This window comes from Rhodococcus sp. NPDC019647, from assembly GCF_044389235.1.
GTDB lineage: Bacteria > Actinomycetota > Actinomycetes > Mycobacteriales > Mycobacteriaceae > Rhodococcus_F > Rhodococcus_F oxybenzonivorans.
This window is the reverse complement of record NZ_JBIRXS010000016.1, coordinates 26,998-47,676: the sequence shown is the minus strand read 5'-3', so window position 1 is coordinate 47,676 and position 20,679 is coordinate 26,998. Positions and strand designations below refer to the sequence as shown.

21 protein-coding genes are annotated in these 20,679 nt (G+C 66.3%); 10 read left to right on the top strand and 11 right to left on the bottom strand.

Annotated elements, in window-relative coordinates; genetic code table 11:
* The first annotated feature begins 8 nt into the window (after positions 1-8).
* A complete protein-coding gene (locus tag ACH49N_RS24620; RefSeq protein ID WP_159925767.1) occupies positions 9-1,094 on the top strand; it encodes an adenosine deaminase in 1,086 nt (361 codons plus the stop codon).
* 12 nt (positions 1,095-1,106) lie between these two features.
* Here ACH49N_RS24620 and ACH49N_RS24615 read toward each other — a convergent pair whose 3' ends face one another.
* The 5 genes from ACH49N_RS24615 to ACH49N_RS24595 are packed head-to-tail and all read right to left on the bottom strand — an operon-like array spanning position 1,107 to position 4,565.
* Positions 1,107-2,348 (bottom strand): primosomal protein, encoded by a 1,242-nt coding sequence (locus ACH49N_RS24615; RefSeq protein ID WP_358275196.1) that lies wholly within the window; start codon positions 2,346-2,348, stop codon positions 1,107-1,109.
* A 48-nt stretch (positions 2,349-2,396) separates the two neighbouring features.
* On the bottom strand, positions 2,397-2,702 hold the full coding sequence (locus ACH49N_RS24610; protein WP_358275198.1) for a YbaB/EbfC family nucleoid-associated protein: 306 nt from the start codon (positions 2,700-2,702) through the stop codon (positions 2,397-2,399).
* Complete coding sequence (locus ACH49N_RS24605) at positions 2,699-3,043, bottom strand: hypothetical protein (RefSeq protein ID WP_358275248.1); 345 nt, start codon at positions 3,041-3,043, stop codon at positions 2,699-2,701. Before ACH49N_RS24605 ends, ACH49N_RS24610 begins: the two co-directional genes overlap by 4 nt.
* An 8-nt stretch (positions 3,044-3,051) precedes the next feature.
* Entirely contained in the window at positions 3,052-4,239 is a 1,188-nt protein-coding gene (locus ACH49N_RS24600) for an NlpC/P60 family protein (protein WP_358275200.1), read from the bottom strand.
* A 2-nt stretch (positions 4,240-4,241) separates the two neighbouring features.
* A complete protein-coding gene (locus tag ACH49N_RS24595; RefSeq protein ID WP_358275202.1) occupies positions 4,242-4,565 on the bottom strand; it encodes a type VII secretion target in 324 nt (107 codons plus the stop codon).
* Positions 4,566-4,755: 190 nt separating this feature from the next.
* Between ACH49N_RS24595 and upp the strand changes: the two genes are divergently transcribed.
* Positions 4,756-5,379 carry a uracil phosphoribosyltransferase gene (gene upp, locus ACH49N_RS24590; RefSeq protein ID WP_159925777.1) on the top strand — a complete coding sequence of 208 codons (624 nt, stop codon included), beginning with the start codon at positions 4,756-4,758 and terminating at the stop codon, positions 5,377-5,379.
* 1 nt (position 5,380) lies between these two features.
* Here upp and ACH49N_RS24585 read toward each other — a convergent pair whose 3' ends face one another.
* Positions 5,381-6,970 carry a phospho-sugar mutase gene (locus tag ACH49N_RS24585; protein WP_358275204.1) on the bottom strand — a complete coding sequence of 530 codons (1,590 nt, stop codon included), beginning with the start codon at positions 6,968-6,970 and terminating at the stop codon, positions 5,381-5,383.
* Positions 6,967-7,749, bottom strand: coding sequence for a purine-nucleoside phosphorylase (locus tag ACH49N_RS24580; RefSeq protein WP_213577237.1), 783 nt, complete (start codon positions 7,747-7,749; stop codon positions 6,967-6,969). The genes ACH49N_RS24585 and ACH49N_RS24580 overlap by 4 nt, the downstream gene beginning before the upstream one ends.
* Positions 7,750-7,769: 20 nt before the next feature.
* Here ACH49N_RS24580 and ACH49N_RS24575 point away from each other — a divergent pair, with 20 nt between their 5' ends.
* From ACH49N_RS24575 to ACH49N_RS24565, 3 genes are read left to right on the top strand one after another with little or no spacing between them, the layout of a single operon-like run.
* Complete coding sequence (locus ACH49N_RS24575) at positions 7,770-8,468, top strand: enoyl-CoA hydratase/isomerase family protein (protein WP_250769133.1); 699 nt, start codon at positions 7,770-7,772, stop codon at positions 8,466-8,468.
* Positions 8,469-8,492: 24 nt separating this feature from the next.
* Positions 8,493-9,641 carry a M20 family metallopeptidase gene (locus tag ACH49N_RS24570; RefSeq protein WP_159927556.1) on the top strand — a complete coding sequence of 383 codons (1,149 nt, stop codon included), beginning with the start codon at positions 8,493-8,495 and terminating at the stop codon, positions 9,639-9,641.
* Positions 9,638-10,789 (top strand): M20 family metallopeptidase, encoded by a 1,152-nt coding sequence (locus ACH49N_RS24565; RefSeq protein ID WP_159925785.1) that lies wholly within the window; start codon positions 9,638-9,640, stop codon positions 10,787-10,789. The genes ACH49N_RS24570 and ACH49N_RS24565 overlap by 4 nt, the downstream gene beginning before the upstream one ends.
* 15 nt (positions 10,790-10,804) lie before the next feature.
* Here the strand turns inward: ACH49N_RS24565 and ACH49N_RS24560 are convergent, their stop codons facing one another.
* Positions 10,805-11,266, bottom strand: coding sequence for a gamma-glutamylcyclotransferase (locus ACH49N_RS24560; protein WP_109335211.1), 462 nt, complete (start codon positions 11,264-11,266; stop codon positions 10,805-10,807).
* Between the two features lie 181 nt (positions 11,267-11,447).
* Here ACH49N_RS24560 and ACH49N_RS24555 point away from each other — a divergent pair, with 181 nt between their 5' ends.
* The 3 genes from ACH49N_RS24555 to ACH49N_RS24545 all read left to right on the top strand — a co-directional run bounded on the left by ACH49N_RS24555 (position 11,448) and on the right by ACH49N_RS24545 (position 15,257).
* Positions 11,448-12,344, top strand: a complete 897-nt coding sequence (locus tag ACH49N_RS24555; RefSeq protein WP_358275207.1) for an SDR family oxidoreductase — start codon at positions 11,448-11,450, stop codon at positions 12,342-12,344.
* Between the two features lie 157 nt (positions 12,345-12,501).
* Positions 12,502-13,905 carry an NAD(P)H-quinone dehydrogenase gene (locus ACH49N_RS24550; RefSeq protein ID WP_317746887.1) on the top strand — a complete coding sequence of 468 codons (1,404 nt, stop codon included), beginning with the start codon at positions 12,502-12,504 and terminating at the stop codon, positions 13,903-13,905.
* 167 nt (positions 13,906-14,072) lie between these two features.
* Positions 14,073-15,257, top strand: coding sequence for a PLP-dependent aminotransferase family protein (locus tag ACH49N_RS24545; protein ID WP_358275209.1), 1,185 nt, complete (start codon positions 14,073-14,075; stop codon positions 15,255-15,257).
* Here the strand turns inward: ACH49N_RS24545 and glpK are convergent.
* Positions 15,242-16,735 (bottom strand): glycerol kinase GlpK, encoded by a 1,494-nt coding sequence (glpK, locus tag ACH49N_RS24540; RefSeq protein WP_358275210.1) that lies wholly within the window; start codon positions 16,733-16,735, stop codon positions 15,242-15,244. The two genes, ACH49N_RS24545 and glpK, sit on opposite strands and share 16 nt — an antisense overlap.
* A gap of 50 nt (positions 16,736-16,785) precedes the next feature.
* On the opposite strand from glpK, the gene glpD reads away from it, so the two are divergent.
* Positions 16,786-18,528, top strand: a complete 1,743-nt coding sequence (glpD, locus tag ACH49N_RS24535) for a glycerol-3-phosphate dehydrogenase (protein ID WP_159925795.1) — start codon at positions 16,786-16,788, stop codon at positions 18,526-18,528.
* On the opposite strand, the gene ACH49N_RS24530 is transcribed toward glpD, so the two are convergent.
* Positions 18,506-19,042, bottom strand: a complete 537-nt coding sequence (locus ACH49N_RS24530) for a hypothetical protein (protein ID WP_159925797.1) — start codon at positions 19,040-19,042, stop codon at positions 18,506-18,508. The two genes, glpD and ACH49N_RS24530, sit on opposite strands and share 23 nt — an antisense overlap.
* A 41-nt stretch (positions 19,043-19,083) precedes the next feature.
* A complete protein-coding gene (locus tag ACH49N_RS24525) occupies positions 19,084-20,043 on the bottom strand; it encodes an oxygenase MpaB family protein (RefSeq protein ID WP_358275211.1) in 960 nt (319 codons plus the stop codon).
* A gap of 53 nt (positions 20,044-20,096) precedes the next feature.
* Between ACH49N_RS24525 and ACH49N_RS24520 the strand changes: the two genes are divergently transcribed.
* Entirely contained in the window at positions 20,097-20,675 is a 579-nt protein-coding gene (locus ACH49N_RS24520) for a TetR/AcrR family transcriptional regulator (RefSeq protein ID WP_358275213.1), read from the top strand.
* Positions 20,676-20,679 lie beyond the last annotated feature (4 nt).

The following is a 20,679-nucleotide window of genomic DNA, read 5'->3' as shown; positions in this document are numbered from 1 at the left end:
GTCGACGCATGACCGCACTGGATCTGTCGGCCCTGCGCCGAGCGCCGAAGGTGTTGCTGCACGACCATCTCGACGGAGGTCTCCGGCCCGAGACAGTTCTCGAACTGGCCCGCGACTGCGGGTACGACGGATTGCCCGCCGATACCGCGCCGGCACTCGCCACCTGGTTCCGCGAGGCTGCGGACAGCGGGTCGCTCGAGCGTTACCTGGAGACGTTCGCTCATACGGTTGCGGTAATGCAGACACCGACCGGGCTCGAGCGGGTGGCCCGGGAATGCGCGGAGGATCTGGCGGACGACGGCGTGGTGTACGCCGAGGTCCGCTTCGCTCCCGAGCAGCACCTCGAGGAGGGGCTGACGCTCGATCAGGTGGTAGAGCAGGTACTGCTCGGCTTCCGGGCGGGGGAGTCGGCCGCGGAGACGCGCGGTCAGCGAGTGCGCGTGGGAGTCCTGCTCACCGCGATGCGGCACGCGGCGCGAAGCCGGGAAATCGCAGAACTCGCAGTGCGGTTCCGCGACCGCGGTGTGGTCGGTTTCGATATCGCCGGGGCCGAGGCCGGTAACCCGCCGAGCCGTCACCTCGACGCCTTCGAATTCATGCGCAACAACAATGCACACTTCACCATCCATGCCGGCGAGGCATTCGGCCTGCCGTCGATCCACGAGGCCATCGCCTTCTGCGGCACGGACAGGCTAGGGCACGGGGTTCGCATCACCGACGACATCACGATCGGCGACGACGGTGTCCCCGTTCTCGGATCGCTCGCGAACTACGTGCGCGACAAGCGGATTCCGTTGGAGCTGTGTCCGAGTTCGAACGTTCAGACCGGGGCGGTCGATGCCCTCGAGAATCATCCGTTCGGCCTGCTCGCACAGTTGCGGTTCCGGGTGACGGTCAACACCGACAACCGGTTGATGAGCGATACCACGATGAGCCGCGAGATGCTTCGACTGGTCGAAACGTTCGGTTACGGCTGGACGGACCTCGAGCGCTACACGATCAATGCCATGAAGTCGGCGTTCATCCCGTTCGATCAGCGACTCCAGCTGATCGACGAAGTGATCAAGCCGGGATTCGCCGTCCTCGTGGGCTGAGCGTTCTCGTGCCTAGACCGCGCGCAGGCGAGCCTCGAATTCGCGCTCGAGGGTGCGCCATGCGTCGGCCTCGGCGTCGTACGGCGCGCTGGGCGCCAGGCGGGTCGGGTCGGGGTCGAGAATGAACGACACGTACCAGCCGAGCGGGTTGGACGTGGCGAGCGCGGTTTCCACAGAGTCGTCGTCGGCGAAGTCCGCTGCATCGGTGAACAATTCGACGGCGAGGTCGAGTTGGTCCGCGTCCACGGCTTTCGGTCCGGCGGCCAGGTCGTCGGCCAAACCGGGGAGGACGTACACGTTCTCGTCCGTGACCTCCACCTCGAGTGAGCCGTCCACGGCCGCCACCTGGATCTCTTCGTAGGTGCTGACCTGGGCAAGGGCGTGGTCGTGGTTGTCGGCAAGGTAACGCGCGAGGGCACGCTCCGAGGTGAACACGAAGATCACGCCTTCACGTCCCAGGAAGAGAGCGTCATCGTCGAGATAGCACCGAAGGGTGAAGTAGGTGCCGCCCGAGGTGATGATCTTGATGGGATCGACGCCCACCGAACCCCAGAACGAGTCGTCCTCGTCGTCGTCTTCTTCTTCCAGATCGAGGGGAACGAACTCCTCCTCTTCTTCGGCCTCCGCGGCGTCGTCCACGTCCACGGTGTTCTCGTCGGCGGCCAGCAACTCTGCTTCCGCAACGGCCACCGCATCGGCGTCGACGTCGGGAGTGGACACGATGCCGTCGATGGCGTCGAGGACGTCGTCCCAGCCTTTCGCTATGGCCGTTCCGATCTGGCTCCAGAGCTCTTCGCCTTCGCGACCCTCGAATGCACCCACACCTGCGGGGAGCGCGCCGAGGATCGGATTGGCGCTGAAGAATTTGACGACGGCGTCGAGCTCGCAGACTTCGCCGATGTTGCGCACCATGTTGAGGGTGTCTTCGAGTTCGCTGACGACGATGGCGTCGGGGTCGCTCGCAGCGAGTTCCGGCACCCCGATCAGATCGAAACAGAAGTTCTCGTCCGGTTCGAGTTCGGCGGCGGACAGCCCGGATACGACGCTCCACGCAGGATGCTCGACGAGATCGTTGTCGGTATTCGTGCGGATGAACGCAGCCAACTCCGCCACCGTTTCGAACCCGTACAGGTCTTCCTCGTGACCCAGGAATGCTTCCCACTCGTCGTCGCCCTCACGCCACCGTGGGGCCCACAGTGTGACGAGGTCGCCGTCGGTGAGACCAAGTTCGATCGGGACGATGTCTCCAGCCATGGCGGGAAGCCTATCGACCCGGCGGCCAAAGATATACCCGGCCCATGGCTAGACCTTCCCGAACTCGTCGTGCAACGTCGTCATGACCTGGCTGCGCTGTTCGGCGGCCAGGCGCGCGGCTTCCTGGGTGGTGCCGGTAATCAGCGTGGCCAGGGCCACGGGGTCGAGGCCGGCGATGGAATCGTTCATCCACAGGCCGGTCAGGGTTCCGTTGCCGTCCACCTCAGCGGTGACGTGATCGGACTCACTCGAGACGCGGGCCTTGATCGACCGCAGTCCCTCGAGTGCTTCCTCGAGGAGAGCGACCTGTTCGGTGGCACGGCCGACGATGGTGTCCATTTCGTGTTCGCTCACAGTGGTCGCATCCAGCTCGTCGGGGCGGGTTCTTCCTCGTCCTCGGCGGCCTGGGCCGCTGCCACGTCGGCGCGGGTGGGCAGACCGAGCTTGTCGAGCACGTCGGCAGGCATTCCGTCACGGGCCAGTTCGTCGCGGCGCCGTGCGCCGGCTTCCATGGCGGAACGACGGCACAGCGTCAGAATCTCGTCGGCGAGGCGCTGGCCGCCGTAGCGCAGTTCGCGTGGATCGATGCGAAGTTCGAGGGGGAGACCGTGCTCGGTGGTGCGCACCGAGACGGTGCCCGATCGATTGCTCACTGCTGCCGTGACTCCGGCCGAGGGTGGGGTGGGAGGAAACATGATTCCTGTCATTCGGTAGGTCGGTAGAAGCCGTAGAAGCCCATGCCGCTGTTACTGGTTCGGATGGGGCCCAGCTGCACGGGGTCACCGGCCTCCACGAGTTGGCCGTTGCCGATCACCATTGCCACGTGTCCGTCCCACACGGCCAGATCGCCCGGCATCAAGTCGCCCGGGTCGACCGCGGTACCCACGTTCTGCTCCTGTGCAAGACGCGGAATCCCTACTCCGGCTTCGCCATACGCCCATTGCGTCAGACCGCTGCAGTCGAGGCCCTCGCCGGGAGCGGTGCCACCCCAGACATACGGGACACCTTGTTGTGACAGCGCATTGCGGACGGCGTCGGCGGCTTCCTTGTTGGGTGCCAGGGCAGTGCTGCCGTCCGGGAGAACAACCTCGACGCCCTCACCGCTGTGCGTGGCGTCGGAAGTGGCGGCGCCGCGGCCGGTAACTCCGGAATTGCCCATGAGGGAATCCGATCGGCTCCCGCTCGCGCCCCGGCCACCCGAAGAGGCGATGTTCGACACCGGACTCATCAATCCGGACATCGACGGCGCGCTCGACGAACTCGCGAATCCGGACGCCGCGCGACTCATCGGGTCGGCGCCCGCGGGGGACACCGGCGTTGCGGCCGCGGGCACGGTGCTCGCGGCGAACGTGCTCGCGGGCGCGGTTGCGGCGGGCGCGGTCGGTGTGTCCTCGGCAGGGGTGAGCTCCACCATTCGCGCGGTCTGCTGACTCAGTTGGGTCCGTACCGCGGCGACGACGGTGGTCGCTCTCCCGAGATGGTCGATCGCGGCAGCGATGATCATGGCTTGTCCCGGAGGGGTGGCGAGCACCGGTCCGGCCGCGATCGCGAGGGAGAGGAACGACTGCAGGATCTCCTGCAATTGCGCCATTCCGGCCCGCACGATCTCGGACGCCTCGGCCACGACGGCAGCCATGTCGTTGCCGCGATCGGCGACGGCGACCGTGGATCGTTGCGCCTCTTCGGTCTTCACGATCGCGCCCGTACCGCCTCGTCCTTCCCAGTCTCCGTAGACGGCGCTGATCCCGGTTCGCCCGGTGTCGTGCACGGCGTCGATGGCGACCGAGGATGTACGGAGAGCGTCAGCCGGACCGCCCGCGGGGGGGACACCGCTGCCGAAGGCGCCGAGGAGATCGAGCATTGGGCGGGCGAGCAGATCGATGGGGATCATGATCAGGCCCCCAGCCCGACAGCATCGGCGGCGAGCGCAGCCGTCGTGGCCATGTCGGTGCTGTCGTAGTTGGCGGCGTTGGCCAGCGCGGTCGTGCTGATCCCGCCGAGAACACCCGCTAGCTTCTCGATCGACGCCAGGTGCGCGGCGTGCGCCGTGGCGAAGGCGGCGACGAAGTCTGCGCCGATCACGCCGAACACCGGTCCCAGCAGCAGCGGGCCCGCCGCTGCAGCGGTCAGCCCGGCCGCCTGCATCTCCGCCCCCATGGTCGCGGCCGTGGCCGCGAACGTGGCGATACTCGCGGTATCCGCCCTCAAGTCGTTCATCGTCAATCCCCCCAGTCGGATTTGATACCGGTCACCTTATTGGACGCCGTCGACATCGATACGGTTCCACCCCCCATTGACACCCGAGACGTGCTGCACGGGTAATCCGAATACCCATGTCGACGGACCCGTGTGGCCCGGCGAAGTCGATCCCGAGGGAATCCCCGCCCGATCCCCTTATTCTTCGAGCATGAACACGCACGTGGTCGACCATCCGCTCGCAGCGGTCCTCCTGACAACCATGCGCGACGCGCGCAGCGACAATGCCATCTTCCGCGGCGCGTTGAGAAGGCTCACGCACATGTTGGTGTACGAGGCGATGCGTGAGGCTCCCGTCGCAACGTTCGACGTGGTAACTCCGGTCGCGGTCGCGGACGGGGTGCGGCTCGCGCAGCCACCTCTCCTGGTTCCCGTGCTGCGTGCCGGACTGGGCATGGTCGAGCAGGCCAGTTCCTTGATCCCGCAGGCCCGTGTCGGTTTCGTGGGGATGGCCCGCGACGAGGAGACGCACCGGCCGGTTCCGTACCTGGAGTCGCTGCCGGAGGATCTCTCCGGGATGCCGGTCTTCGTTCTCGACCCCATGTTGGCGACGGGTGGGTCGATGATCTACACCATCGATCTACTCGTTGCCCGTGGGGCCACCGACGTCACCGCAGTCTGTGTCGTGGCGGCACCCGAAGGTGTTGCGGCGCTGCAGGAGTCGGGACATCCGGTCAGGCTCGTCACCGCTGCCGTCGACGAGGGGCTGAACGAGGACGCCTTCATCGTGCCGGGACTGGGGGATGCCGGTGACCGTCAATTCGGCCCCCGCTGACTCAGAGAGAGTGGGCGAAGTCGCGTAGAACGGTCAGCCGCTCCCGTGCCGTGGCGCGGGCAGCGCCGAGCCCCTCCCGGTCCGGTGCCCCGACCACGACCTCCAGGTAGCACTTGAGTTTCGGTTCCGTTCCGGAGGGCCGGACCACCACCCGGAGGGAGGAACCGGTGAGGACGACGGCGTCGGTGCGGGATGAGCCGCGCAGCTCCGCCAGGTCGGTTGCCCGCACCGGCTCGCCGGCCAACTCCGTCGGCATGTTCGCCCGCAGGCGCCGCATCATGGCCCAGATCTCGCTGATGTCCGCGACTCGACGGGACACCTGGTCGCCGGCGTGCAGACCGAATTCGAGCGCGTAATCGTCCAGGCGATCCAGCAGGGTCGAGCCCTCGCTGCGCAGGGTAGCGGCGAGGTCGGCGGCGACGACGGCGGCGGAGATTCCGTCCTTGTCGCGCACCACCTCCGGGTCGACGCAATGACCGATCGCTTCCTCGTAGGCGTACACGAGCCCGTGTCCTGCGCGGACGAGCCATTTGAAACCAGTGAGCGTCCGCGCACTTCGCGCACCGCGCGCCGACGCCAGCTTCTCGAGCAGGTCCGAGGACACGATCGTCGTGGCGACGAGCGGGTCGGGCGGTGCGCACGCGAGGACGTGGTCGGCGAGCAGGACCCCGGTCTCGTCGCCACGCAACATGCGCCAGCCGTCCGGTCCCGGCACACCCACGGCGAGACGATCCGCATCGGGATCGAGGGCGAGTGCGAGGTCGGCGTCGACCCGATCGGCGAGCGCGAGAAGCTCGTCCGACGCTCCGGGTTCCTCCGGATTCGGGAACTCGACAGTCGGGAAGTCGGGGTCAGGGTGGAATTGGGAAGCGACGGCGTGGATATCGGTGAACCCGGCAGCCCCTAGGGCCGCCACCGCCGTCTCGCCGCCGACGCCGTGCATCGCGGTGAGTGCGATGCGCACCGTGCGCGACGTTCCCCTCGGAAGGGAGGCGACCCGCGCAAGATACGACTGCACGAGTTCGTCGGACGCCGGGATCACCGGGCTGCGCGGGACGAGGTGTGCCGGCCCCACCGCGGCAATAGCGGCCTCGATCTCCCGGTCCGACGGCGAGATCAACTGTGCGCCGCCGTCGAGGTACACCTTGTAACCGTTGTCGGATGCCGGGTTGTGCGACGCGGTGATCTGCACTCCGGCCGCCGCGCGGAGCCGGCGTACCGCGAACGCGACGATCGGCGTGGGGAGCGGACGCGGCAGCAAGACAACGGAGAAACCGGCACCGGCCAGAACCTCCGCCGCGGCCAGGGCGAACTTCTCGGACCCGTGCCGCGCATCACGGCCGACCACCACGGTGGAACCGCCCAGGCACCGGTCCTTCAACCAGGCGCTGAGGCCGGCAGTGGTGCGGACCACCACCGCGACGTTCATGCCGTTGGGCCCCGCCCGGACCGGCCCGCGCAGGCCGGCGGTGCCGAAGCTCAGCGGCGCGGAGAAGCGGTCAGCGAGTTCGTCGGCGGACAGCGAGGCCAGTTCGGCGCGCGACTGTGGGTCGGGGTCCTCGGCGATCCACCGGGTGACGACGTCGCTCACAGGCGCTCCACCAGTTTGCGCAGAAGCCCGCCCATGCGGTCAGCGGACGCGCGGCCCGCGGCGAGCACGTCTTCGTGATCGAGGTGTTCACCGGTAATCCCGGCAGCAAGATTGGTGACCAGTGAAATTCCGAGGACCCGGGCACCGAGGGCACGCGCCGCGATCGTCTCGTGCACGGTGGACATACCGACCAAATCGGCGCCGAGCGTGCGCAGCATCCGAATTTCGGCCGGGGTCTCGTAATGCGGTCCGGGCAGTCCGGCGTAGACCCCTTCGGCAAGGCTCGGGTCGATGTCGCGGGCGAGCGCCCGCAATTCGGGGTCGTAGGCGTCGACGAGATCGACGAACTCCGCGCCGACGAGGGGCGAACGTCCGGTGAGATTGAGGTGGTCGCTGACGAGAACGGGCTGCCCGACCGCGTACTCGCTCCGGATTCCGCCGGCGGCGTTGGTGAGGATGACGGTGCGCGCGCCCGCGGCGACCGCAGTCCGCACGGGATGCACGACGGAGTCCAGCGGATGACCTTCGTAGGCGTGCGTACGTCCGAGGAGAAGAAGTACCCGCCGCCCGCCCACGTCGACGGATCGGATCGTCCCTGCGTGCCCGAGCGCCGACGGCGGCGTGAAGCCTGGTAGTTCGGCCATCGGCACGGTGGCGAACGGTTCCCCGAACCGGTCGGCGGCGGCGTTCCACCCCGATCCGAGGACGACGGCAATCGGGTGTTCGGCACAGTCGGTGTACTCGGCGAGCGCGGCAGCCGCGGCGTCTGGCGTTCCCATGAGGCGATAGTCTTCCACTCATGCCTTATGTCGATCGCGACGGTGACGTATTCATCCTGTACCTCGGGAACGAGGGGGAGGTGGACAACGAGAACCGCTTCTCCCCGGACTGGATCGATGCCACCCACGCCACGCTCGACGAGATCGAGTCGCACGAAGGCCCCGCCGCGCTGGTCACGACCGCAACGGGCAAGTTCTTCACCAACGGACTGGACACCACCTGGATTTTCTCCAACGCCGACAAGCTCCCGGAGTACCTCGACCGCGTCCACACTCTCTACACCCGGCTGCTGACTTTTCCGATGGCCACGGTCGCGGCCGTCCAGGGGCACGCATTCGGCGCGGGCGCCATGCTCGCGACATCCCACGATTTCCGGGTGATGCGCGCCGACCGCGGGTTCTACTGCCTGCCGGAAGTGACGCTGAACATGCCGTTCACCGTGGGTATGTCGGCGCTGCTCACCACCCGCTTGCCGAAACAGACCGCCGTGGAGGCCATGACGACGGGCCGTCGCTATGGCGGCGCAGATGCGCTCGCCACGGGCATCGTGGAGGAGGTTGCGGACGGGAATTCCGTGCTCACGGCGGCCGTGACCCGGGCATCCGCGCTCACCGCGACACGCGGTGACAACCTGGCCGGCATCAAGCGCGGAATCCATCAGGAAGCCCTCACCGCCCTCGCCACGGTGACGGACAAGAGCAACTTCAGCTTCGGGTGAGAGAATGAGCACGTGAATGCGGATATGGAGGCGGCGGTCCGGTCCATCGAGACCGACCTGGTTGCGCTGTCCCATTCGATCCACGCGGAACCGGAACTGGCGTTCGAGGAGTTTCGGAGTGTCGCAAAGGTCACCGAGCTGCTGAAACGGAGCGGTTTCGAGGTGCGGCAGGGAGTGGCGGGCCTGCCTACCGCGTTCGACGCGACCTTCGGCAGCGGTGATCTGGTGCTCGGCATCTGCGCCGAATACGACGCGCTTCCCGAGATCGGCCACGCCTGCGGGCACAACATCATCGCGGCATCGGCGGTCGGTGCCGGAGTTGCCCTCGCGACGGTCGCCGAGCGCCTGGGCATCACGGTGCGAGTGATCGGGACACCTGCCGAGGAAAGTGGTGGCGGAAAGATCACCATGCTCGAGCAGGGCATCTTCGACGGTGTGGCAGCCGCCCTGATGGTGCACCCTGGGCCGGTCGACATCACGGGTGCCACGTCACTGGCGCTCGCGGACATCGCGATCACCTTCACCGGGCGGGAGGCGCACGCGTCGGCCGCGCCCGAGTTCGGCCGCAATGCGGCAGATGCCGCGACTGTGGCGCAGGTCGGTATCGGCCTGCTGCGCCAGCATCTTTCGCCGGGCCAGCAGATTCACGGGATCGTGTCGGACGGTGGCACCGCACCCAATATCGTGCCGGCGCGGGCCGAGATGCTCTATTACCTGCGCGCCGAGACGGCGTGGGCGCTGTCCGAACTGACCGCGCGTGCGGAGGCGTGTTTCGCTGCAGGCGCGCTCGCAACCGGATGTACCCATGAGATCCGCACGGTGTCCCCGACGTACACGGAGCTCACCCCCGACCCGTGGCTCGTCGCGACCTACCGGGAAGAAATTCTCGACATGGGACGGACACCGGTGCCACTCGAGTGGGAAGGCACCCGTCCCCTAGGCAGTACCGACATGGGGAACGTCACGAACGTCCTACCGGGAATCCATCCGATCATCGGACTGGACTCGGGCGGTGCTGTCACGCATCAGCCCGGCTTCGCGGCGGCATGTATCACCGAGTCGGCGGATCGCGCCGTGGTAGACGGGGCAATTGCGTTGGCTCGGACGGCAGTTCGCGCTGCAACGGACGACACACAGCGGGTGCGGCTGTTGGAAGGAGTTGATCGCCGGTGAATGCGGCCGTCGACAAATGGATCAGTGCTCACACCGATGACCTCTCGCATTGGCGTCGGCACATCCATGCCAACCCGGAGTTGGCGCGGCACGAGTACGCCACGACGGAGTTCGTGGCGACCCGGCTTGCTGCCGCGGGTCTTTCACCGGAACTGCTCCCGGGAGGTACCGGACTCACCTGTGATCTCGGCCCGGACACCGGACCCCGGATCGCGTTGCGCGCCGACATGGACGCGCTTCCGCTGCAGGAACTCACCGGGGCGACGTACTCGTCGACAGTGCCGGGTGTGTCCCACGCGTGCGGCCACGACGCCCACACCACGATCCTGCTCGGGACAGGCCTGGCCCTCAGCGAGATTCCGGAACTACCGGTCGGTGTCCGCCTGATATTCCAGCCCGCCGAAGAGGTGATGCCCGGCGGCGCACTGGAGGTGGTCGCGGCAGGGCGACTCGAAGGCGTCTCCCGCATCTTCGCGCTGCACTGCGATCCCCGTCTTGCGGCCGGGCGCGTCGGAATTCGGCTCGGCGCCATCACCTCTGCTGCCGACACGATCGAGGTTGTGCTCGACTCACCCGGCGGTCACACGTCGCGGCCGCACCTCACCACCGATCTGGTCTTCGCGCTCGGCACCGTGGTCACCGGCCTGCCGGGCATGCTGAGCCGGCGAATCGATCCACGTACAGGCACCGTCATGGTGTGGGGAGCGGTCAGCGCGGGCCGGGCCCCCAACGCCATTCCGCAGACCGGCATGATGACCGGCACGGTGCGGACCGGTGACCACGAGACGTGGGAAATGCTCGAGCCGCTCGTTCGCGACATCGTGCACGGACTGCTGGCGCCCACGGGAGTGCGATACCAACTCAACTACCGCAGGGGCGTGCCGCCCGTCGTCAACGACGAGGTGTCGACCCGAATGTTCGAGAATGCTATCCGCACCGTGGGTGCGGACGCCCTCGCCGACACCCCGCAGTCCGGTGGTGGCGAGGACTTTTCCTGGTATCTCGAGGAAGTTCCGGGTGCCATGGCCAGGCTGGGCGTGTGGTCGGGCGTCGGTGAACAGCTCGACATCCATCAACCCACATTCGATCTGGACGAGCGGGCGCTCGGTGTCGGCGTGCGGGTGTTGTCCAGCCTCGTGCTGGGCTGACTGCTCCGGGACGCCCTATTCGGTGCCCGGGCCGACGTTGCGGCTGTTGCGGGTACGCAGGTCGCGCACGTAGTCGGCGGGTGCCCCGGCGATTTCGGCGGCATCGGCCATGACCCCGAGGTACCGCGCAGACGGGAGCCCACCCTCGTAGGCGTCGAGCACATACAGCCAGGCCAGCACCGGTTCTCCGTCGGTGTCGACCCGTACCCGGATCTTGCGGTGAATCCCGAGTTCGGAGCCCTCCCAGCGGTCGAGGCTCACCTCGTCCTCCTCCGGTACGTCGTACAGCACCACGAAGACCTTGGAATCGGGGTCTTCGACCACCGTGGCGAGCGCGCCTTCCCAGCCGATGTCACCGCCGCTGAATGTGAGCCGCCAACCGTGCAACCAGCCCGTTCCCGCCATCGGCGAGTGAGGGCAGCGCTGCAGCATCTGCTCCGGATGCATGTTGGACCCATAGGCGGCGTAGTAACTCACGCAGGTCAGACTACATACCGGGTTGCTCAGGGATGCAAAGGCGTAGGCATGAACCGTGAGGAGTTGCACGACCGCGCGGGAGACGCGCGAGGCGCAGCTCACCTGTCGTTCACTCGATTTCGATCCGTGAAACTGGGTACATCGGAGGGGACCTGGTCGGCGTAGCGAAAGGGTGAGAGCAATGGCAGATCAGTACACGAAACAGGATCCCACCACCGCGTACCCGATGCCGGACCGCGAAGGGCAGGGCGAGATCGAACATCCGGGGCTCACCTCGGACATGGTGTCGGCACCCGACCACGGTGAGAAGACCTACCGGGGGAGCGGGCGGCTGGAAGGGCGGAAGGCTCTCATCACCGGAGGTGATTCGGGTATCGGGCGAGCGGTCGCAATTGCGTTCGCGCGCGAGGGTGCCGACGTGCTGATCAGCTACCTCGAAGCGGAAGAGCCGGACGCCCGGGACACGGTTCGGCTCATCGAGGACGCCGGCCGTAAGGCGGTGCCGGTGCCCGGTGACATCAGGTCGGAGGAGCACTGCCGAGCGCTCGTCGACACTGCCGTGTCCGAACTCGGTGGGCTGGACATTTTGGTGAACAACGCTGCCTATCAAATGGTGCGGATGGGCGGAATCGCCGAGATCAGTACGGAACAGTTCGACCGTGTTCTGAAGACCAACCTCTACGCGATGTTCTGGCTGTGCAAGGCTGCGGTCGCGGTGATGGAGCCGGGATCGACCATCATCAACACGTCCTCGATCCAGGGCGCGAACCCATCCCCGGAGTTGCTGGATTACGCCACCACCAAGGCCGGCATCATCGATTTCACCAAGGGCCTCGCCGCCGATGTCGCGAAGAAGGGCATTCGGGTCAACGCCGTTGCCCCGGGGCCAATTTGGACGCCGTTGATTCCGGCGACCATGCCGACCGAGAAGTTCGAGTCGTTCGGAGGCGACGTGCCGTTGGGCCGCCCGGGGCAACCGGCGGAGCTGGCGCCCGCGTACGTCTTCCTGGCTTCCCAGGAATCGAGCTACATCACCGGTGAGATCATCGGCGTCACCGGCGGCACTCCATTGACCTGACCGCTCGATCCCGCGCCGAGTCGCCGCCCGCGGTCTACGCGGCGACGGCCCCGATCTGCGACTAGTAATCTGTTCCCTGGCAGTGCACGACACGACGCGCTGTGATGCTCGAGTTGCAGACCGGAGACCCTGGTCGGCACGTCTATATGGAGGACAGATGACCCGAATCGTGATCATTGGTGGCGGGCCTGCCGGATACGAGGCAGCGTTGGTGGCCGCTCAGCACGGCGCCGCCGTCTCCTTGATCGATTCGGACGGGGTGGGCGGGGCGTGCGTTCTGTACGACTGTGTGCCCTCCAAGACCTTCATCGCCTCGACGGGTGTACGCACGGACATGCGCCGCGCCACCGATCTGGGTATCGCTCTCGATCCGGCGCAGGCCACCATTGCCCTGCCTCAGATCCACGCCCGGGTGAAGAGTCTCGCTCAGGCTCAGTCCGCCGACATCCGAACCAGGCTCCAGACGGTTGGTGTCGAGCTGCTCTCGGGTACTGCGGAGCTCACCGACCCGCGCCTCGGCATGGCATCACATCAGGTCCGCGCCACCCTCGCGAACGGCGAGCAGAAGACGCTCGATGCCGACGTCGTCCTCATCGCCACCGGTGCCAGTCCTCGGGTGATCGCCGGGGCCGAGCCGGACGGTGAGCGCATCCTCACCTGGCGTGACCTCTACGACCTCGACGAACTGCCCACCCACCTCGTCGTCGTCGGTTCCGGTGTGACCGGCGCGGAGTTCGTGTCCGCCTACACCGAAATGGGTGTCAAGGTAACGCTGGTGTCGAGCCGAGACCGGGTGCTCCCCGGTGAGGACGCCGACGCCGCACTCGTACTCGAGGACGTCCTGGCCGAACGTGGTGTCACCCTCGTCAAGCACGCGCGCGCCGACGCGGTCAAGCGCACCGAAGACGGTGTGGTCGTCGTGCTCGCCGACGGACGAACCGTGGAGGGCAGTCACGCCTTGATGACGGTCGGCTCGGTTCCCAACACCGAGAACCTCGGACTCGAGAAGGTCGGCATCGAACTGGACAAGGGCGGATATCTGCGAGTCGACCGAGTGTCGCGGACGCCGGTCTCGGGCATCTACGCCGCGGGTGACTGCACGGGGCTGCTGCCGTTGGCCTCGGTTGCCGCCATGCAGGGTCGCATCGCGATGTACCACGCTCTGGGCGAGGGCGTGAGTCCCATCAAGCTGAAGACGGTGGCCTCGGCGGTGTTCACCCGGCCCGAAATCGCCACGGTAGGCGTCAGTCAGGCCGCGATCGACAACGGCGAAGTGCCGGCCCGCACCGTCATGCTCCCGCTCAACACCAATCCGCGGGCAAAAATGTCCGGCCTGCGGCGCGGCTTCGTGAAGATCTTCTGCCGACCTGCCACCGGTGTCGTGATCGGTGGCGTCGTGGTGGCGCCCAATGGGTCGGAGCTGATCCTGCCCATTGCGATCGCCGTCCAGAACAACCTGACCGTCAACGACTTGGCAGCGACGTTCTCGGTGTACCCGTCGCTCACCGGCTCGATCACCGAGGCCGCCCGCCAGCTGATGCGCCACGACGACCTTGACTGATCCCGATATCTGAGAAATACATTTCACATACTGACAGCAGTGGTGGGATAGTCGAGGCACGGTCCACATTCATCGGCCGTGCCTCGGCGCTCTACCGCCCCGCAGACCCAGGACGGACAGGGTGTTCTTCTCCTGACCTCTGTCTCGACGTGCCCCTGGGAGTCGATATGCCGCACACATTTTCCCGCCGGATGGACGGCTTGCGCAGTTCCGCCATCCGTGACCTCCTCACCCTTACCGCCCGCCCGGACGTCGTCAGCCTGGCCGGCGGTCTTCCTGACCCCGAATTCATTCCGCGAGAACGGATTCGGAAGGAAGCGGAGCGTGCGCTCGTCGATCCCGCCTCGGTCCAGTACGGCGAAACCACGGGCCTGCGCCGATTGCGTGACGTGCTCGCTGCCCGTGAGGGCCGCCGGATCGGACGGCCGTTGGACCCGGGCCAGGTGGCCGTCACCCACGGATCGCAGCAGGCGTTGAGCCTCCTCGCTCAGGTTCTACTCGACCCGGCCGATATCGTGGTTGTCGAAGAGCCCGCGTATACCGGTGCGCTGCAGGTATTTCGGGCGGCTCAGGCGGACGTCCGCGCGGTGCCGATCGATCGCGACGGCATGGACACGACCGCACTGCAGAAACTTCTCGAAGTGGGCGTGCGCCCCACTGTCGTCCACACCGTGAGTAACTTCCACAATCCGCGTGGCGTCGTTCTCGCCGCCGATCGGCGGGAGCACTTGGCGGCGCTGGCCGACCGGTACGGTTTCTGGGTCATCGAGGACGACCCGTACGGCGAGTTGTTTTTCGACGCTCCGCCGCCCCCTCCGGTCGCTACATTCTCGGACCGGGTGATCCGCCTGTCCAGTGCCTCGAAGATTCTGGCTCCGGCGTTGCGGGTCGGCTGGTTGCACGGTGATCGCGCTGTGTGCGAGGCGGTGGAACTTCTCAAACAGGGCGCGGATCTGTGCGGCTCCTCGCTCACTCACCAGATCACGGCGGCGATGCTGTCGGACGAGGCGTGGCTGGCACTTCACCTCGACACGCTCCGTACCCGCTACGGTGACCGGGCCCGAGCCTTGACCGCCGCGATGACGACCACTTTCGGTAATGCTGCGACGCTGTCCGACGTGCAGGGCGGGATGTTCTGCTGGGTCGAGTTCACCGACGACACCATCGACACTGCGGATCTGCTCCCGACGGCGGTCGAGCACGGGGTGGCGTTCGTCCCCGGGTCGGCGTTCGGTGTCGGTGCAGATCTCGGCGCCGCACTACGACTGTGCTTCGCCACCTGCCCGGAGGAAGTTCTGGCAGGTGCCTGCGAGAGACTCGGCAGCGCCTACCTGGCTCACGCCCAGTCGTAGGTGCGCTCGACGGCCTTGTTCCACTCGGCGAACAGCCTGGTGGACTCCGCTTCGTCCATCCCGGGTTCCCACCGCTTGTCCATGGCCCAGTTGTCGCGAATATCCTGTTCACCGGACCAGAAGCCGACGGCCAGTCCCGCGGCGTAGGCGGCGCCCAGCGCGGTGGTCTCGCTGACGACGGGGCGGATGACCGGAACTCCCAGGATGTCGGCCTGGAACTGCATCAGTGTTTCGTTGACGACCATGCCGCCGTCCACCTTGAGTGAGGCGAGCTCGACTCCGGAGTCGGCACGCATGGCCTCGATCACTTCCCGGGTCTGATAGGCGGTGGCTTCGAGAGCCGCCCTGGCGAGGTGACCCTTGTTCACGAAACGGGTCAGGCCTGCGATCACACCGCGCGCGTCCGGTCGCCACCGAGGTGCGAACAACCCGGAGAACGCCGGGACGACATAGGCACCTCCGTTGTCGTCGACCGAATTCGCCAGCGGCTCGATGTCTTCGGCCGACGAGATGATCCCCAGGTTGTCCCGCAGCCATTGGACCAGTGAACCGGTCACCGCCACCGACCCCTCGAGCGCGTACACGGCAGGAGCGTTCCCGATCTTGTAGCACAGCGTGGTCAAGAGGCCGTGCTTACTGTGCACGGGGGTGGTCCCCGTATTGAGCAGCAAGAAGTTCCCCGTCCCGTACGTGTTCTTCGCTTCCCCCTCGGACAGGCAGGCCTGCCCGAATGTCGCGGCCTGCTGATCACCGAGGATCCCTGCGACCGGTACTCCGGGAAGGGTGCCGTGGGGACGGCCCACGCCGTAGATCTCGGAGGAACTGCGTATTTCGGGAAGCATCGACAGTGGGATCTCGAAGTCGGCGCAGATGTCCGGATCCCAGTCGAGCGTCTCCAGATTCATCAGCAACGTACGGGAGGCGTTGGTGACATCCGTCACGTGCGTGCCTTCCGTGATATGCCACAGAATCCAGCTGTCGATGGTGCCGAAACACAGTTCGCCGGCATCTGCTCGTGCACGGGCGCCGTCGACGTTGTCGAGGATCCATCGCACCTTGGGTCCTGCGAAATACGTCGACAGCGGCAGACCCGTACGCTTCTGATAACGCCCGGGCCCCTCGTCGCCGCCGAGCCGGATGCACAACTCGTCGGTCCGGGTGTCCTGCCAGACGATGGCGTTGTACACCGGTTCTCCGGTGTTCCGGTCCCACACCACCGCAGTCTCTCGCTGATTGGTGATACCGATGGCGGCGATGTCACGTTTGGTGAGATCCGCCTTCGCAAGGGCGGATGCCACCACTTCGCGCGTATTGATCCAGAGCTCTTTCGGGTCGTGCTCCACCCAACCGGCACGGGGAAAGATCTGCTGGTGCTCCTTCTGAGCGACGCTGACCACCGCTCCGTCGTGATCGAAGATCATGCAGCGGCTCGAGGTGGTGCCCTGGTCTATCGCAGCGATGTACTGAATCACACGCATGAAGCTACTAGCCTGGGCATGAATCCGTCGTCATCTCACAGGAGCCCGAGTTGAGTAGTTCGCCAGGTGTGCAGTTCCTCGGTCCCGGGCAGCGCGACGCTGCGTGGGAGAAGCTGCAGACCGAACAGTTCGACGTCGTCGTGATCGGCGGCGGTGTCGTCGGTGCCGGTGCGGCCCTCGACGCAGCCACCCGCGGACTCAAGGTCGCCCTGGTCGAGGCGCGGGACTATGCGTCCGGAACGTCGAGCCGCTCGTCGAAGATGTTCCACGGCGGGTTGCGCTATCTCGAACAGCTCGAGTTCGGGCTGGTGCGGGAGGCCCTGCGGGAACGTGAATTGTCGCTGACGACGCTGGCGCCCCATCTCGTGAAGCCGCTCAAGTTCCTGTTTCCCATCACCCATCGGGTATGGGAACGCCCCTACATGGCGGCGGGGATCTTCCTCTACGACCGGATGGGCGGGGCCAAATCGGTGCCCGCGCAGAAACACCTCACCCGGGCAGGTGCCTTGCGGATGGCACCGGGACTCAAGCGGAACTCGCTCACCGGCGGCATCCAGTACTACGACACCGTCGTGGACGACGCGCGCCACACCATGACCGTCGCCCGAACCGCTGCCCACTACGGCGCGGTGGTGCGCACGTCCACTCAGGTCGTGGGTTTCCTGCGGGAAGCGGATCGCGTGTCCGGCGTTCGGATCCGTGACTGTGAAGACGGGCGAACCGCGGAGGTGCAGGCGCACGTCGTCATCAACGCGACCGGTGTCTGGACGGACGAGATACAGGCGCTTTCCCGACAGCGCGGCCGATTCCGTGTCCGCGCCTCCAAGGGTGTGCACATCGTGGTACCGCGGGATCGCATCGTGAGCGATGCCGCCATCATCCTGCGGACCGAGAAGTCGGTGCTGTTCGTGATTCCGTGGGGCAGCCACTGGATCATCGGAACCACCGACACGGACTGGAATCTCGACCTCGCCCATCCGGCAGCTACCAAAGCCGATATCGATTACATTCTGGGGCACGTCAACAAGGTCCTGGTGACGGCCCTCACGCACGAGGACATCGACGGTGTCTACGCAGGTTTGCGCCCCCTCCTAGCGGGGGAAAGCGACGAAACCTCCAAGCTGTCGCGCGAGCATGCAGTCGCGCGCGTGGCGCCCGGATTGGTCGCGATCGCGGGCGGCAAATACACCACGTACCGAGTGATGGCTGAGGACGCGGTGGATCTGGCTGCTGATGACATTCCAGCCAGGGTCGCGCCCTCGATTACCGAGAAGGTGCCGCTGGCAGGTGCGGACGGCTACTACGCGCTGGTGAACCAGACCGTGCACCTGGGTCAGCTGTACGGACTTCACCCCTACCGCGTCAAGCATCTCCTCGATCGGTACGGTTCGCTGATCGGTGAAGTGCTCGATCTGGCGGAGGGTAAACCCGAACTGCTGCAGCCCATTACCGACGCACCGGCCTACCTTCAGGTCGAGGCCGTCTATGCCGCTGCGGCGGAGGGCGCGCTGCACCTCGACGACATCCTGACCAGAAGGACGCGTATCGGGATCGAATACTCGCATCGTGGTGTGAACTGCGCCGAGCAGGTCGCACAGCTGGTGGCCCCCGTCCTCGGGTGGGACGCCGACATGATCGACCGCGAACTGAAGACCTACCGTGCGCGTGTGGAGGCGGAGGTGCAGTCCCAAGCGCAGCCGGACGACCTCTCCGCGGACGCGTTGCGGGCGGCGGCACCCGAATCTCGCGTCGAATTGCTCGAACCGCCCGTCAGTGTGTCAGAAGTACCTTGACCACCACGATCACTGCGGCAACGAATGCTAGGCCGATCGCCGCCCAGTGCGTCATGTGGGTGACCTCTTCGCGCCGCAGCCGGCTGATCACGTAGCTGATCGAGCCGATGCGGACGATCATCACGATCTCCGCGGTCAGTTGTGCCGTTCGCGGCTCGAGCCAACCCACATAAGCTGTGCCGAGGATCACGGTGGGCACCACCGCGGAGGTCAGGATAGGGAGACCGTCCCGCAATTCCCGAACTCTTTCGGTTCTGGACAGCGATCTGCCGAGCCGGAGTGTCTGGCCCACGGACTCGGCAAAAGCGTGGGCGAGGAACGTGGACAGAGCGGCGCCCACCACGATGGCAATGCCCAGGGTCTCCTGGGATTTGGTAACGGGAATGAGCGCGGCGAGCACAAGAATGTTGCCGTAGATATACGCGCTGATGCGGCTTGCCGCATGGTCGGGCGACAGCGTTTTTTCGCTCATCAGCGGCGGGCGATTCAAGAGCCTCGGAAGGTCCCACTCCATCCTTCGAGCATGTCACGATTTGCCTGTGTTCTCCCTGGGAATCACACCCGCGGGCTGTAGTGCTTCGGGTCGTCGCGACGCCCGAGGGGCGGGAGGTTCCGCGGCGGCGTATGCACCAGCGGGGCGTCCCGGCGGGTGCGCCCCGTCTCACGGTCCCACCCGGCGCGGGCGCGAGGATGGTAACGGTAGCGCCACGGGACGAGGCGGAACAGGGCATTCACCGTCCGGCCTACCAGGGTGTGCAGGCGTTCGTCGCGCGCCGTCCAGCGGTACCCGAGTCGCTCTCGTACCGCTTCGTCGTACATGCCCACCGTCAGCCAGACGAAGCCCTTGGCGACTGGGATGCGCGCGAGGGCCCATACTCGGTCGGGTAGCCATCTCAAAAACGGTGGGACGCCCAGGCCGGACAGATCGAGCACGTCACGGGTGGATTTGTTGTCTTCGAGGACGTTGCGGCACATGTGGTCCCAATACTCCTGGAACGCTTCCCAGGTCTCCGGGACCGGACGCATGCTCATTCCGTACAGGCGGTACCACTGAATGTGTTCGGTGAACAGTTGCCGCTTCTGCTCGTCGGTGAGGCCGCCCATGAAATTGTCGCCCGTGAGGATCGTGCCCATGAAGAAGGTGGCGTGCGCCCAATAGAACGTGTCGGGATCGAGCGCGTGATACTTCCGCCCGTGCTTGTCGACGCCCTTGATGGTGTTGTGGTATCCCCGGATCTGCTCGGCCGTGCGCTGGGCGCGGTCACCGTCGAACACCACGCCGCCGATCGGATAGAGCGAGCGATACAAGCGTTCCCACCGCTCGTCGAAGAACTCGGAATGTTCTTCGACTCCAGCGCCGAGGCCCGGATGCATGTTCTGCATCGAGCCGGCCCAGACGCCTTGCAACATTCCGCGCCAGTCGCCGAAGTACCTCCAGGTCAGCGAGTCGGGTCCAAGCGGTGTGGGGGCGGTGTCCTGCACGGACGCGCTGTTCGACTTCCGTTGACTACGCACGTTGTCAGACTAGGATCCGACAACGTGCGTAGTCAACAGTGGGAACTGGAAGCGTGACGCTGGAAGACCGTCGCGAGGCCCGGCGAACGGCGCTCCTGCGGGCAGGAATCACGCTCCTGGGCGCCCCTGAAGGGCCTGCAGTCAACGTCCGGGCCGTCTGCCGTGCTGCCTCGTTGACCGAGCGCTACTTCTACGAGTCGTTTGCCGACCGCGACGAGTTCGTCCGATCCGTCTATTCCACGGTCGGCGACGAGGCACAGGCGGCGCTTCTGGGCGCGGTGGCGTCGACCCACACCGCGCGGGCGCGAGCCGAGGCCGCCGTCGAAGCGTTCGTCGAGCTGATGGTCGACAACCCCGAGAGGGGCCGGGTGCTGCTGCTCGCGCCGCTGTCCGAGCCCGCGCTGAGCCGGCGGGGAATGGACCTCATGCCCGGGTTCGTAGCGCTCGTCCACGACCAACTCTCGGCCGTGGATGACGAGGTGGAGAAGCAGCTCGTCGCGATCGGCGTCGTCGGCGCGCTTACGACGTTGTTCATCGGATATCTCGACGGAACCGTTGCCGCGTCGCGCGAGCAATTCGTCGCCCATTGCGTCACTCTGGTGATGGAGGCCAACCGGTCCGGCCACGAATGAGGTG

Coding starts and splice junctions, on each gene's coding strand:
- ACH49N_RS24620 (WP_159925767.1), top strand. CDS start 9: ATGACCGCACTGGATCTGTCGGCCCTGCGCCGAGCGCCGAAGGTGTTG.
- ACH49N_RS24615 (WP_358275196.1), bottom strand. CDS start 2,348: ATGGCTGGAGACATCGTCCCGATCGAACTTGGTCTCACCGACGGCGAC.
- ACH49N_RS24605 (WP_358275248.1), bottom strand. CDS start 3,043: ATGTTTCCTCCCACCCCACCCTCGGCCGGAGTCACGGCAGCAGTGAGC.
- ACH49N_RS24600 (WP_358275200.1), bottom strand. CDS start 4,239: ATGATCCCCATCGATCTGCTCGCCCGCCCAATGCTCGATCTCCTCGGC.
- ACH49N_RS24595 (WP_358275202.1), bottom strand. CDS start 4,565: ATGAACGACTTGAGGGCGGATACCGCGAGTATCGCCACGTTCGCGGCC.
- upp (WP_159925777.1), top strand. CDS start 4,756: ATGAACACGCACGTGGTCGACCATCCGCTCGCAGCGGTCCTCCTGACA.
- ACH49N_RS24580 (WP_213577237.1), bottom strand. CDS start 7,749: ATGGGAACGCCAGACGCCGCGGCTGCCGCGCTCGCCGAGTACACCGAC.
- ACH49N_RS24575 (WP_250769133.1), top strand. CDS start 7,770: ATGCCTTATGTCGATCGCGACGGTGACGTATTCATCCTGTACCTCGGG.
- ACH49N_RS24570 (WP_159927556.1), top strand. CDS start 8,493: ATGGAGGCGGCGGTCCGGTCCATCGAGACCGACCTGGTTGCGCTGTCC.
- ACH49N_RS24555 (WP_358275207.1), top strand. CDS start 11,448: ATGGCAGATCAGTACACGAAACAGGATCCCACCACCGCGTACCCGATG.
- ACH49N_RS24550 (WP_317746887.1), top strand. CDS start 12,502: ATGACCCGAATCGTGATCATTGGTGGCGGGCCTGCCGGATACGAGGCA.
- ACH49N_RS24545 (WP_358275209.1), top strand. CDS start 14,073: ATGCCGCACACATTTTCCCGCCGGATGGACGGCTTGCGCAGTTCCGCC.
- glpK (WP_358275210.1), bottom strand. CDS start 16,735: ATGCGTGTGATTCAGTACATCGCTGCGATAGACCAGGGCACCACCTCG.
- ACH49N_RS24530 (WP_159925797.1), bottom strand. CDS start 19,042: ATGGAGTGGGACCTTCCGAGGCTCTTGAATCGCCCGCCGCTGATGAGC.